Genomic DNA, 13,361 nt, shown 5'->3' with positions numbered 1-13,361 from the left:
GTTTAAGCACTCCCTTAAATGAGCTTGCACAGACGCTTAATTCATGTGTCAGGGGGAGGCTTTCATGCGCACAGCATGGCGCAGGGTCATGGCGACGGCCGCCGCTGCCGCCGTTCTCACGACGGTCCTGGCGGCGCCCGGCGCCGCCGCCGACCCGGCTGTGCCCACCGGCCCGTGGCTGTCCACGGGTCCGGGGCCGCAGGTGGAGGTGGAGATCCCGGGCCCCGAGCACGCCAACTCCGCAGGGTCGGGCCACACACGGGTCCCGCGGGACGAACGGCACCGGCCCTCCCCGAGACTCTCGGCGGTGGAGAAGGCCGCGGACGGCGCCGTCACCGAACTGCTCGACAACGGCCCCACCGGCGACCGGCTGGACATCGTCGTCATCGGTGACGGCTACACGGCCACCGAACTCGACCGGTTCCACACCGACGCGAAGGAGATATGGGCCGAACTCGCCGGCGTCGAGCCCTACACGACGTACCAGGGCCTCTTCAACGTCTGGACGGTCGAGGCCGTCTCGAACCAGTCCGGCGTCTCGGGCGATCCGGCACCCGGCGACGTACGGGACACGGCCCTGGGCTCCTTCTTCTGGTGCGACGGCATCGAACGGCTGCTGTGCGTCGACCGGACGAAGGTCGACGGGTACGCCGCCAAGGCGCCGGAGGCCGACCTGGTGGTCGTGCTCGCCAACAGCGCCAAGTACGGCGGCGCCGGCTACAACGAGCCGAGCGAGACCCTGGGCTACGAGGGGATCTCGACCATGTCGGCGGGCAACGAGAAGTCCGGTCAGGTCGCCATCCACGAGACCGGCCACTCACTGGGCAAGCTGGCCGACGAGTACTTCTACCCCGACCAGCCGGGGTTCGAGGAGTACACGGGGCCCGAGCCGGCCGATTCCAACATCTCCGTGCTGACCGCAGGGGACATGGCCGGGCAGCGCACCAAGTGGCACCGCTGGCTTGGGGAACAGTCGCCCGACGGCGGGGCGGTCGGCGCGTACGAGGGCGGGGGCTACTTCGCCACCGGGTTGTACCGGCCCACCGACGACTCCCTGATGCGCTCCTTGGGCAGACCGTTCAACCTCCCCGGAGTCGAGGCGATGATCGCCGGCTTCCACCGCCACGCACGTCTCGTCACCGCACTCACGCCCGCCGGGCGCCTCCTCCGACTGCGGGACACGGCGCGGGTGTCCGTGCCGCGGCTCACCGGCCCGGACGGACACGGACTGAAGGTCCGCTGGCACCTGGACGGCAGGGAACTGAAGCCGCTCGCGGGCCGCACCCGGGTGCGGGTCACGGACCTGGCCCTGTGGCTGCTCGACCTGCGCACGCACAAGCTGTCGGTCACCGTCGAGAACCACACGGCCGCGGTGCGCGACCCGGAGATCGCGAAGACTCTGACGTCCACGGTCGACTGGAACGTCCGCCTCTGACCACGGAGCGCCCCACCTCGGCTCCGTCCATTCGCCGCGCCCACGCCTCTACGGAAACGCCGCGAGGACCGCGACCATAAGGCCGAGGTCCTCGCATCCGTACCGTGAACTGTTGTGTCCGAGGGGGGACTTGAACCCCCACGCCCGATAAAGGGCACTAGCACCTCAAGCTAGCGCGTCTGCCATTCCGCCACCCGGACCAGGTGTTTTGCCGATCGCGGGCGTTCCCCGCGGCGACATGGATAACTCTACCAGGGCTTCGAGGTGCCTCCGAACCGCATTTCGCATGGTCAGTGGGGTGGCGAGGGACCGCCGGGCCCACCGGCAGTCCGCTCGGCCCGACCCCGTGCGCACCGTGACGGAGCGGGCGCGGTGCGCGACCGCGCGAGGTGCGGGCCCCGGGGCGGGGTTGTCGCCCGGGACCCGCGGATCCTGGGCGACAGCCCCGCCCCGGGGGCGGTCAGGCGTTGAGCTGGTAGTCGGGGAAGTTGCCGGGGAGGCGCTCCCCCGCCGGCCCCTCGGTGACCGCCTTCACCAGCAGGTCGCCGCCGACGAAGGCGCCGCGCCACGACGCCCCGAAGCCGCCGAAGAGCTCCTCTCGGTCGCCGCGCGAGCGGGGCTTACCGCGGCCCACCTTGAAGGCACGGATCTGGGGGGACAAGCGCTCGTACGTCTCCGGGTCGTCCGTGGAGAGCGTGGCGACGAGGGCGCCGTTGGAGGCGTTCATCGCGGCGAGGAGCTCGGCCTCGGTGTCGACGAGGACGATCGTGTCCACGGGCCCGAAGGGCTCCGCGTGGTGGAGCGGGGAGGACGGCGGCGGGCCGAGGAGCGTCACGGGGGCGACGTAGGCGCCGGTGTCCTGGCCCGGGAGGAGAGGGGCGTCGGCCAGGGAGCCGCGGTGGAGGGGGACGGCTCCCCTGTCGATGGCCTCGGCGACCTGATCGGTCAGCTCCTTGGCCTTGGCGGCGTTGATGAGGGGGCCGAAGTCCAGCTCGGGAAGCGGGTCGGCCGGGTCGGCGACGGCGAGGGGGTGGCCCACACGCACCGAGCGGACGGCGGGCAGATACGCGGAGAGGAACTCGGCGAAGGCGCTGCGCTGCACGACGAAACGCGGGTAGGCGGTGCAGCGCTGCTTGCCGTAGTCGAACAGCTTGGGGATGACGGCGGTGAGGGAGTCCCAGTCGGTGAAGTTCCAGATGCCCCAGGTGTTCAGGCCCTCCTGTTCGAGGATGTGGCGCTTGCCGAGGTCGGCGACGGCGGTGGCGATACGGGCGCCGGTGTCGCGGCCGCCGACGAAGGAGACGCAGCCGATCTCCGGGGCGCGCACGAGGGGCGCGGACAGTTCGCTGCCGCTGCCGCTGACGAGGGTGGTGGGGATCCCTTCGCGTGCGGCGAGCGCGCAGGCGAGGGTGAGGCAGGACAGGCCGCCGTCGGTGGGGGCCTTGGCGATGACCGCGTTGCCCGCGAGGGCCTGGACGAGCATGGCGTGGACGAGGACGGACATCGGGTAGTTCCAGCTGGCGATGTTCGAGACGGGGCCGTCCAAGGGGGCCCGGCCGTCGAGCATGTCCTCGATGCCGTCGACGTACCAGCGGACTCCGTCGATCGCCCGGTCGACGTCGGCCTGCGCGAGCCGCCACGGCTTGCCGATCTCGTGGACGAGGAGGAGGGCGAGCAGCTCGCGGTGCTCGGTGAGGGCGTCGAGGGTGGCGGAGACGCGGGCGCGCCGTTCGGCGAGGGGGACGTGGCGCCAGGCGCGGTGCTGGTCGAGCGAGGCGCGCACGGCGCGCTGGGCGGTGGCCGCATCGAGGCGGGGCGGGCCGGCGATGGGGCCGCCGTCGACGGGGCTGGTGGCGGCGAGCGCACGGCCGTCGGCCTGCCAGCGGGTGTCCCACAGGTTGAGGACCCGGTCGTCGTGGAACGCTTCGGGCGCGACGGTCAGACAGCGCTGCCAGGCGTCGGCCCAGGAGGTGCCGGGTTTGAGGGAGAGGGGCGGGGTGAGGGTGGTTGCCATGGTGGTTCTCCGCTCTCGGTGCACAGTCGGGGCGGGAGGTGCGATGGCTCGTGCGGGCGCGTACGGAGACCGGGACCGAGGGGTACGGGCATCGACGCGTCTGGACACCAAGGTAGTGAGGCGGGCCCGGGTCCTGTCCCGGTGATTGCGCCCGGTGTGGGTGAGGTCACGCGATGTCACGTGACGCCGGGTCGTCCCAGGGCTTCGCGGACGAGGAGGGCGGTCTCGCTGGGCGTCGAGCCGACCCTGACGCCGGCGGCTTCGAGCGCGGTCTTCTTCGCCTGTGCGGTGCCGGTGGAACCGGAGACGATGGCTCCGGCGTGGCCCATGGTCTTTCCTTCGGGTGCCGTGAAGCCGGCGACGTAGGCGATGACAGATTTTGACATCTGATCTCTGATAGTCATCGCCGCCCGTTCCTCCGCGTCTCCCCCGATCTCGCCGATCAGCACGATGAGTTCGGTGTCGGGATCGGCCTCAAAGGCGGTCAGGCAGTCGATGTGTGTCGTCCCGATGACCGGGTCGCCGCCGATGCCGACGGCGGACGAGAAGCCGATGTCCCGCAGTTCGTGCATGAGTTGGTAGGTGAGCGTCCCGGACTTGGACACGAGTCCGATGCGGCCGGGAGCGGGGGCGATGTCGGCCGGGATGATGCCGGCGTTGGACTGGCCGGGGCTGATCAGACCGGGGCAGTTGGGGCCGATGACGCGGGTGCCGCGCTGCTTCGCGTGCGCCGTGAAGCGGACGGCGTCGTGGACGGGTACGCCCTCGGTGATGACGATGGCGAGCCCGATGCCCGCGTCCGCCGCCTCGGTGACGGCGGCGCCGGTGAAGGCGGGCGGGACGAAGACGACGGTGGTGTCCGCCCCGGTGGCGTCGACGGCGTCGCGCACGGTGCCGAAGACGGGGACGGTGCGGTCGTCGAAGTCGACGGTACGGCCTGCCTTGCGGGGGTTGACGCCGCCGACGACGTCGGTGCCGGCGGCGAGCATCCGGCGGGTGTGCTTCATGCCCTCGGCGCCTGTCATGCCCTGGACGAGGACTTTGCTGTCCTTGTTGAGAAAGATGGCCATGTCCGGTCCCTTCACACTGCTGCGGCGTCGGTGGCGAGGACGGCGGCCCGGCGGGCGGCGCCGCCCATGGTGGTGGCCTGTTCCACGAGCGGGTGGGCGCGGGCGTCGAGGATGGCGCGTCCGCGTGTGGCGTTGTTGCCGTCGAGGCGTACGACGAGCGGTTTGGTGAGGCGTACGGTTTCGAGGGCCTTGACGATGCCGTCGGCGACGGCGTCGCAGGCGGTGATGCCGCCGAAGACGTTGACGAGAACGGACCGGACGCCGGGGTCGGCGAGGACGATGGTGAGGCCGTCGGCCATGACCTGGGCGGAGGCTCCGCCTCCGATGTCGAGGAAGTCGGCGGGGCGGGCGCCGCAGCCGGCGACGACGTCGAGGGTGGACATGACGAGTCCGGCGCCGTTGCCGATGACGCCGACTTCGCCTTCGAGGCGTACGTAGTTGAGGCCCTTCGCCGCCGCGGCGGCTTCCAGGGGGTCGTCGTGCGTGGGGGCGCCGGCGCCCCAGCGGGTCTGCCGGAAGCGGGCGTTGTCGTCGAGGGTGATCTTGCCGTCGAGGGCGAGGATGTCCCCTGTGGTGGCGCGGACGAGGGGGTTGACCTCGACGAGCAGGGCGTCTTCGTCGGTGAGGATCTTCCAGAGGCGCTGGAGTACGGGTGCGGTGGTGGGCGGGAGTCCGGCTGCGGTGGCGATGGCGGCGGCCGCGGTGGGGGTGATGCCTTCGGCCGGGTCGACCGGTATGCGGGTGACGGCTTCGGGGCGGGTGGCGGCGACTTCTTCGATGTCCATGCCGCCGTGGGCGGAGGCGATGGCGAGGAAGCGGCCGGCGGCGCGGTCGAGGGCGTAGGAGACGTAGTACTCGGCGTGGATGTCGACGGGTTGGGCGAGCATCACTTTTCGTACGGTGTGGCCTTTGATGTCCATGCCGAGGATGTGGCGGGCGGTGAGTTCGGCGGCGGCGGGGTCGGTGGCGAGTTTGACGCCGCCTGCTTTGCCGCGGCCACCGGTCTTGACCTGGGCTTTGACGACGACGCGGCCGCCGAGGCGGTCGGCGGCGTGGCGTGCTTCGCGGGCCGTGTCCGCGGTTTCGGCTTCGGGTACGGCGATGCCGTACTGCTGGAAGATCTCGCGCGCTTGGTACTCGTACAGATCCATGCCGGCTCCTGTCTGGGAAAGTGCCGCACGCCCCCTGGACACCACCCACTGGATGCGGGATAACAAGCTTCATACAGTATTCGTCGACTGTATGCAATCTGCGAGAGAGCCACCTCAACTCCCCCTACGAAGGGACGGGACTCCGCCATGCCCGACGACAGCCAGGACCGTCAGCAGGACCTCATCTCCGGTGGGCATCTGGTCGCCAAGGCGCTCAAGGCCGAGGGGGTCGACGTCATCTACACCCTGTGCGGCGGCCACATCATCGACATCTACGACGGCTGCGTGGACGAGGGCATCGAGGTCGTCGACGTGCGCCATGAGCAGGTCGCCGCCCATGCCGCCGACGGCTACGCCCGGATCACCGGCAAGCCGGGCTGTGCGGTGGTCACGGCGGGGCCGGGGACGACGGACGCCGTCACCGGTGTGGCCAACGCCTTCCGGGCCGAGTCCCCGATGCTGCTGATCGGTGGCCAGGGAGCGCACACCCAGCACAAGATGGGGTCGCTGCAGGACCTGCCGCACGTCGACATGATGACGCCGATCACCAAGTTCGCGGCGACCGTGCCGGACACGGCGCGGGCGGCCGACATGGTCTCGATGGCGTTCCGTGAGTGCTATCACGGTGCTCCGGGGCCTTCGTTCCTGGAGATCCCGCGCGATGTGCTGGACGCGAAGGCGCCGGTGGAGAAGGCGCGGGTGCCGGAGCCCGGCCGCTACCGTGCGTCGACCCGTTCGGCCGGCGACCCCGAGGCGATCGAGCGGCTCGCCGATCTGCTCGTACACGCCGAGAAGCCGGCGATCCTGCTGGGCAGTCAGGTGTGGACGACGCGCGGCACCGAGTCGGCGATCGAGCTGGTGCGTGCGCTCAACATCCCCGCGTACATGAACGGCGCGGGGCGCGGCACGCTGCCGCCCGGGGATCCGCACCACTTCCAGCTGTCACGCAGGTACGCGTTCTCCAACGCCGATGTGATCGTGATCGTGGGGACGCCGTTCGACTTCCGTATGGGCTACGGCAAGCGGCTGTCGCCGGAGGCGACCGTGGTGCAGATCGATCTCGACTACCGGACCGTCGGCAAGAACCGGGATGTCGATCTCGGGATCGTCGGTGATGCGGGTCTGGTGCTGAAGTCGGTGGCGGAGGCGGCCTCGGGGCGCGTCGACGGGGGTGCATCGAGGCGCAAGGAGTGGCTGGAGGAGTTGCGGGCGGCCGAGCTGACGGCGGTGGAGAAGCGGTTGCCCCAGTTGCGGTCGGAGGCTTCGCCGATCCATCCGTACCGGTTGGTGAGTGAGATCAACGAGTTCCTGACGGAGGACTCGATCTACATCGGGGACGGTGGGGACATCGTCACTTTCTCCGGGCAGGTGGTACAGCCGAAGTCGCCCGGGCACTGGATGGACCCGGGTCCGCTGGGCACGCTCGGCATCGGTGTTCCGTTCGTGCTGGCGGCGAAGCAGGCGCGGCCGGACAAGGAGGTCGTGGCGCTGTTCGGTGACGGGGCGTTCTCGCTGACCGGCTGGGACTTCGAGACGCTCGTCCGCTACGACCTGCCGTTCGTCGGCATTGTCGGCAACAACTCGTCGATGAATCAGATCCGTTACGGCCAGGCGCGGAAGTACGGCCTGGAGCGTGAGCGGGTGGGCAACACGCTCGGGGACGTCCACTACGACAAGTTCGCGCAGATGCTGGGCGGTTACGGCGAGGAGGTGCGTGATCCCGCCGATATCGGGCCTGCGCTGCGGCGTGCTCGTGAGTCGGGCAAGCCGTCGCTGATCAACGTCTGGGTCGACCCGGACGCGTATGCCCCCGGAACCATGAACCAGACGATGTACAAGTGAGGTGATCCGGTGACGACCAAGGCTCTCGAAGGCATCCGTGTCCTGGACATGACGCACGTCCAGTCCGGGCCGTCCGCGACCCAGTTGCTCGCCTGGCTCGGTGCGGACGTCGTCAAGCTGGAGGCGCCGACGGGGGACATCACGCGCAAGCAGTTGCGTGATCTCCCTGATGTCGACTCCCTCTACTTCACGATGCTCAACTGCAACAAGCGGAGCATCACGCTCAACACCAAGACGGAGCGCGGCAAGGAGATCCTGACCGAGCTGATCCGGCGTTCCGACGTTCTGGTGGAGAACTTCGGGCCGGGCGCGGTGGACCGTATGGGTTTCACCTGGGACCGCATCCAGGAGATCAATCCGCGTGTCGTCTATGCCTCCATCAAGGGGTTCGGCGAGGGTCCGTACACCAACTTCAAGGCGTACGAGGTCGTCGCGCAGGCGATGGGCGGGTCGATGTCGACCACCGGGTTCGAGGACGGGCCGCCGTTGGCGACGGGGGCCCAGATCGGGGATTCGGGCACGGGTGTCCACGCCGTGGCGGGGATTCTCGCTGCGCTGTTCCAGCGGGAGAACACCGGGCGTGGTCAGCGGGTGAACGTGGCCATGCAGCATGCTGTGCTCAACCTCTGCCGGGTGAAGTTGCGCGATCAGCAGCGCCTGGCCCATGGCCCGCTCGCTGAATATCCCAACGAGGACTTCGGTGCGGAGGTTCCCCGCTCGGGCAATGCGTCGGGGGGTGGTCAGCCGGGCTGGGCGGTGAGGTGCGCGCCGGGGGGTCCGAACGACTATGTGTATGTCATCGTCCAGCCGGTCGGCTGGAAGCCGCTGAGTGAGCTGATCGGCCGGCCCGAGCTGGCGGAGGATCCCGAGTGGGCGACGCCGGAGGCGCGGCTGCCCAAGCTGGGGAAGATGTTCCAGCTGATCGAGGAGTGGTCGGCCACGCTTCCCAAGTGGGAGGTGCTGGAGAGGCTCAACGCGCACAACATTCCGTGCGGGCCGATCCTGTCCACCAGGGAGATCATCGAGGACCGGTCGCTGGTCGCGAACGAGATGGTCGTGACGGTGCCGCATCCCGAGCGGGGTGAGTTCGTGACGGTGGGCAGTCCGCTGAAGCTCTCCGACTCCCCCGTGAGCGTGAGGAGTTCGCCGCTGCTCGGCGAGCACAACGAAGAGGTCTACGTCGGCGAGCTCGGTCTCGGCGACGAGGAGCTGCGTCTGCTCAAGTCGAACGGGGTGATCTGATTGATGGCCGAGGAGCGGGTGCTGAGGGTCCGTGCCCTGCTGGAGTCGGTGCGGGCCGAGGGCCGTGGTGCGCTGACCGCGCCGGAGGGCAAGGTGATCGCCGATGCGTACGGGATCGCCGTGCCGGGCGAGGAGGTGGCGGCGGACGTCGAGGAGGCGGTGGCGTGCGCGGCGCGCTTCGGCGGGCCTGTGGTGATGAAGATCGTCTCGCCCGACATCCTGCACAAGACCGATGCGGGCGGTGTGGTGGTCGGTGTGGAGGGTGCGGCGGAGGTGCGGGCCGCGTTCCGCCGGATCGTGGGCAATGCCCGGGCTTACGATTCCGCGGCGCGGATCGAGGGTGTGCAGGTGCAGGAGCTGCTGCCGCCGGGGCAGGAGGTGATTGTCGGTGCGGTGACGGATCCGACGTTCGGCAAGGTGGTGGCGTTCGGGCTGGGGGGTGTCCTGGTCGAGGTTTTGCGGGATGTCACGTTCCGTTTGGCGCCGGTCGGTTCGGACGAGGCTTTGTCGATGCTGGATTCGATCCGGTCGGCGGAGGTTCTGCGCGGTGTGCGGGGCGGGGCGGCGGTGGACCGGTGGGCGGTGGCGGAGCAGATCCGCCGGGTGTCCGAACTCGTGACGGATTTCCCGGAGATCGCGGAGGTCGATCTCAATCCGGTGATCGCGACGCCGGACGGTGCGGTGGCGGCGGACATTCGGGTGATCCTCGCGGAGGGCTCGCCGAAGCGGCGGCGTGCGTATGGCCGTGAGGAGATCCTGCGGTCGATGCGCCGGCTGATGCAGCCGCGTTCGGTGGCGGTGATCGGTGCTTCTGGGGAGCCGGGGAAGATCGGCAATTCGGTGATGCGCAATCTCATCGACGGTGGTTTCTCCGGGGAGATCCATCCGGTGAATCCGAGGGCCGATGACATTCTGGGCCGCAAGGCGTACAAGAGTGTCACCGACGTTCCCGGTGAGGTGGATGTGGCGGTTTTCGCGATCCCCGCCCGGTTGGTGGCGCCGGCGTTGGAGGAGGTGGGGCGGAAGGGCATTCCGAATGCGGTGCTGATTCCTTCGGGGTTCGCCGAGACGGGCGAGCAGGCGCTGCAGGACGAGATCGTCGCGATCGGTGAGCGGCACGGTGTGCGGCTGCTGGGTCCGAACATCTACGGCTACTACTCGACGTGGCAGGACTTGTGCGCGACGTTCTGCACTCCGTACGACGTGAGGGGTGGGGTGGCGCTGACGTCGCAGTCGGGTGGTATCGGGATGGCGATTCTGGGGTTTGCCCGGACGACGCGTACGGGTGTGTCGGCGATCGTGGGTCTTGGCAACAAGTCGGACATCGACGAGGACGATCTGCTGACGTGGTTCGGTGAGGATCCCCATACCGAGTGCATTGCGATGCATTTGGAGGATCTGAAGGATGGCCGTGCTTTTGTGGAGGCGGCGCGGGCGACGGTGCCGAAGAAGCCGGTGGTGGTGCTGAAGGCGGGTCGTACGAGTGCGGGGGCGCGGGCGGCGGGTTCGCATACGGGTGCGCTGGCCGGTGATGACGCGGTGTACGACGACGTGCTGCGGCAGGCGGGGGTGATCCGGGCGCCGGGGCTGAACGAGATGCTGGAGTATGCGCGGGCTCTGCCGGTGCTGCCGGCTCCGAAGGGCGACAATGTCGTGATCATCACGGGGGCGGGCGGGTCGGGTGTGCTGCTGTCGGATGCGGTTGTCGACAGTGGGCTGTCGTTGATGGAGATTCCGCAGGATCTGGACGCGGCGTTCCGGGCGTTCATTCCGCCTTTCGGGGCGGCGGGGAATCCGATCGACATCACGGGTGGGGAGCCGCCGTCGACGTATGAGGCGACGATCCGGCTGGGTCTGGAGGATCCGCGGATTCATGCGCTGGTGCTGGGTTACTGGCACACGATCGTCACTCCCCCGATGGTGTTCGCGGAGTTGACGGCGCGGGTGGTCGAGGAGTTCCGGGCGCGTGGGATCGAGAAGCCGGTGGTGGCGTCGCTGGCCGGTGATGTGGAGGTCGAGGAGGCGTGCGCGTATCTCTTCGAGCGGGGTGTCGTGGCGTATCCGTACACGACGGAGAAGCCGGTCGCGGTGCTGGGCGCGAAGTACGCGTGGGCGCGGGCGGCGGGTTTGTTGCCGGGTGGTGGTCGATGAACTGAGCCGGAGAACGACCCACGGGGTCCGTGGAATCGGCCTGCCCGGCCGGATCGGCCGGGCGGGGTGTCGCGGGCCCTGGCACGAGGAGTACGGACAGGGGGCGCTGGCCTGGCTTCTTCGACGCAAGGGGTTCGATCTGCATGGCGACAACAGACATCTCCACGCCCGTCTCCTACAGGGAGGTGACGGACGCCAATGGCCGGGTGTATCGCATCGGCGAGTCCGATGTGGACATCATGGGCCGCAAGCGTAAATGGATGGTCATTCTGCCGTGGGTCGGCATGATGGGCATCAGTTCGGCGGAGTATGCGTTCGCGTCGGCCGAGGAGACTCTGCACACGGCGCATCAGTGGAGCAACCAGCACATTTTCTGGATGCTGGGTGTGTGGGTGTTCTTCCAGGCGGCGGTGGCTTTCCCGGCGGGGAAACTGCGGGAGAGCGGGAAGTTGCCTGCGCGGTGGGCGATGATGCTGGGTGCGGTGGGCACCTTGCTGGGTTATCTGTCGCTCGCTTTTGCGCCGCATGTCGTGGTGGCGTATGTCGGGTTCGGCATGTTCAGCGGTATGGGTGCGGGCATGGTGTACGCGACGTGCGTGAACATGGTCGGCAAGTGGTATCCGGAGCGGAAGGGCGGCAAGACGGGTTTCGTCAATGGCGGGTTCGCCTATGGTTCGGTGCCGTTCGTGTTCATCTTCACCGGCTTCATGGACCTGACGAATTTCCGCTGGGTGCTGGTGTCGGTGGGGTTGTTCCTGGCGGCGGTGGTGGCGGTTGCGGGGTTCTACTTCCAGGATCCGCCGAAGAACTGGTGGCCGGCGGAGGTGGATCCGCTGCGGAAGCCCGATGATCCGCGGGCGCGGCGTGCGCTGGAGAAGAATCCGCCGGCGGTGCGGCAGTACACGCCGATCGAGGCGTGGCGGACGGGCCGGGTGGCGTTGATGTGGTTCTGCCTGCTGTGCACGTCGGGTGTGAACATCTTCGGTATCGCGTTCCAGGTGCCGTTCGGTGACGAGGCCGGTTTCGCCGGCGGGATCGTGGCGACCGCAATGTCGCTGAAGGCGATTGTGAACGGTACGGGGCGCGGTGTGATCGGCTGGCTGTCGGACCGTTATGGGCGCAAGCAGTGTCTGATCTTCGTGTGTGTGGTGCTGGGGTTGTCCCAGTACGGCATTCTCTGGTCGGGGAACATCAGCAATCTGCCGTTGTTCCTGCTGTTCTCGAGTATTTCCGGGTTCGGTGGCGGGGCGATCTTCCCGATGTTCGCGGCGATGACGGCGGACTATTTCGGGGAGAACAACAACGCGTCGAACTACGGTCTGGTGTACAGCTCGAAGCTGGTGTCGGGTCTGCTGGGTTCGGGCATGGGGGCTGTGGTCGTCGGGGCGTGGGACTACGAGGGGGCCTTTGTGCTCGCGGGTTCGATTTCGCTGTTCGCGGGGTTCGTGGCGTTGTTCCTGAGTGCGCCGGGGCGTCCGCGGGTGGGGCGGATCGAGGTGAATCCGCGGCCGATCAGCCGGGATGCGGGCTGATCGGGCGGATGGGGTCGGGGTCCGCGCCGGTGGAGAAGGCGCGGGTGGAGAAAGTGCGGGTGGCCGTGGTGGCCGGGGTTCCGGTCACCACGACCGTTCGGCCTTTTTCAGGGGGTGGTTCGCCCGGTCAGGACAGCCGGCCGCCGTAGTCGGGCAGTTTGAAGGTCCGCTCGGCGTGGCCGCCGACGAGGTCGGTGGTGTTGTTGCCGATGTTCGCGATGATGGTGTGGCCCTTGGCTTCGATCTCCGCGCGCTTCTCGGTCTTGTAGGCGCTGACTTCGTGGAAGAGGTCGGGCAGGTCGCGGACGTAGAGGCCGTCGACGGGGTAGCCGGCTCGCTTCAGGTTCCAGTCGGTGAGCGAGTGGATGATGCCTGGGCGGGCGGTGACGAAGTGGATGGCGACGCCGCGGGAGTCGGCGAAGCGGGCGAGGTCGCGGACCTGGGTGACCGCGGGGGTCGGCAGTTCCCAGAAGTAGTGGAAGTCGGTTTCGAGCGAGGTGTTGTCGATGTCGAGGACGATCGCCTGCTTCTCGCCGTGGGGCTGTGCGGTGCGCTGTTCGATGTAGGGGCGGGCGACGGCGATGACGGCGGCGACGTCGCGCTGCCAGGTGGCGTAGTCGACGTCCGTCGTCTCTACGGCGGTTGCGGTGGCGCTGGTGGTGGGGGGCTTGACGGCCGGCGCGGTGGGGGTGGCGGCCGGCGCGGTGGCGGTGGCGGCCGGCGCGGTGGCGGTGGCGGTGGCGGCCGATGCGGCGGGGGCCGCCAGGGTGAGGGTGGTTGCGGCGACGGCTGCCGCGGCTCCCGTGGTCCAACTGCGTGCATGCATGGGGGGGTTCTCCTGGGTTCGGTGGTGCTCAGGAAGTCCGTTCGCCGGTCCGGCGGACGGGCTTTGGCATGCTCGCGCCCCATGGTGGACGGAATGCA

The 13,361-nt window shown here is 68.9% G+C and carries 9 protein-coding genes and 1 tRNA gene; 5 read left to right on the top strand and 5 right to left on the bottom strand.

The features are described 5' to 3' along the window. Positions 1 to 64: 64 nt before the first annotated feature. On the top strand, positions 65 to 1,435 hold the full coding sequence (locus KK483_RS31205) for a M64 family metallopeptidase (protein WP_262008561.1): 1,371 nt from the start codon (positions 65 to 67) through the stop codon (positions 1,433 to 1,435). A gap of 115 nt (positions 1,436 to 1,550) precedes the next feature. Here the strand turns inward: KK483_RS31205 and KK483_RS31200 are convergent. The 4 genes from KK483_RS31200 to sucC form a co-directional block, all read right to left on the bottom strand. Then, positions 1,551 to 1,635 (bottom strand) — tRNA-Leu (locus tag KK483_RS31200). Positions 1,636 to 1,895: 260 nt separating this feature from the next. Continuing rightward, positions 1,896 to 3,449: an aldehyde dehydrogenase family protein gene (locus tag KK483_RS31195; protein WP_262008560.1), complete on the bottom strand. Its 1,554-nt coding sequence runs from the start codon at positions 3,447 to 3,449 to the stop codon at positions 1,896 to 1,898. Between the two features lie 176 nt (positions 3,450 to 3,625). After that, positions 3,626 to 4,519: a succinate--CoA ligase subunit alpha gene (gene sucD, locus KK483_RS31190; protein WP_262008559.1), complete on the bottom strand. Its 894-nt coding sequence runs from the start codon at positions 4,517 to 4,519 to the stop codon at positions 3,626 to 3,628. A gap of 11 nt (positions 4,520 to 4,530) precedes the next feature. Continuing rightward, complete coding sequence (gene sucC / locus KK483_RS31185; protein ID WP_262008558.1) at positions 4,531 to 5,670, bottom strand: ADP-forming succinate--CoA ligase subunit beta; 1,140 nt, start codon at positions 5,668 to 5,670, stop codon at positions 4,531 to 4,533. Between the two features lie 147 nt (positions 5,671 to 5,817). Between sucC and KK483_RS31180 the strand changes: the two genes are divergently transcribed. The 4 genes from KK483_RS31180 to KK483_RS31165 all read left to right on the top strand — a co-directional run bounded on the left by KK483_RS31180 (position 5,818) and on the right by KK483_RS31165 (position 12,437). Then, positions 5,818 to 7,512, top strand: a complete 1,695-nt coding sequence (locus KK483_RS31180; protein ID WP_262008557.1) for a thiamine pyrophosphate-binding protein — start codon at positions 5,818 to 5,820, stop codon at positions 7,510 to 7,512. Positions 7,513 to 7,521: 9 nt separating this feature from the next. Then, positions 7,522 to 8,754 carry a formyl-CoA transferase gene (gene frc, locus KK483_RS31175; protein WP_262008556.1) on the top strand — a complete coding sequence of 411 codons (1,233 nt, stop codon included), beginning with the start codon at positions 7,522 to 7,524 and terminating at the stop codon, positions 8,752 to 8,754. 3 nt (positions 8,755 to 8,757) lie between these two features. Beyond that, positions 8,758 to 10,905, top strand: coding sequence for an acetate--CoA ligase family protein (locus KK483_RS31170; RefSeq protein WP_262008555.1), 2,148 nt, complete (start codon positions 8,758 to 8,760; stop codon positions 10,903 to 10,905). A gap of 143 nt (positions 10,906 to 11,048) precedes the next feature. Beyond that, positions 11,049 to 12,437, top strand: coding sequence for an OFA family MFS transporter (locus KK483_RS31165; RefSeq protein ID WP_262008554.1), 1,389 nt, complete (start codon positions 11,049 to 11,051; stop codon positions 12,435 to 12,437). A 127-nt stretch (positions 12,438 to 12,564) separates the two neighbouring features. On the opposite strand, the gene KK483_RS31160 is transcribed toward KK483_RS31165, so the two are convergent. Beyond that, positions 12,565 to 13,263, bottom strand: coding sequence for an HAD family acid phosphatase (locus KK483_RS31160; protein ID WP_262008553.1), 699 nt, complete (start codon positions 13,261 to 13,263; stop codon positions 12,565 to 12,567). Between the last annotated feature and the right edge of the window lie 98 nt (positions 13,264 to 13,361).

It is taken from the genome of Streptomyces sp. FIT100 (assembly GCF_024584805.1).
In the GTDB taxonomy this organism is placed as follows: Bacteria; Actinomycetota; Actinomycetes; order Streptomycetales; family Streptomycetaceae; genus Streptomyces.
This window is presented reverse-complemented; position numbering and strand designations above follow the sequence as displayed.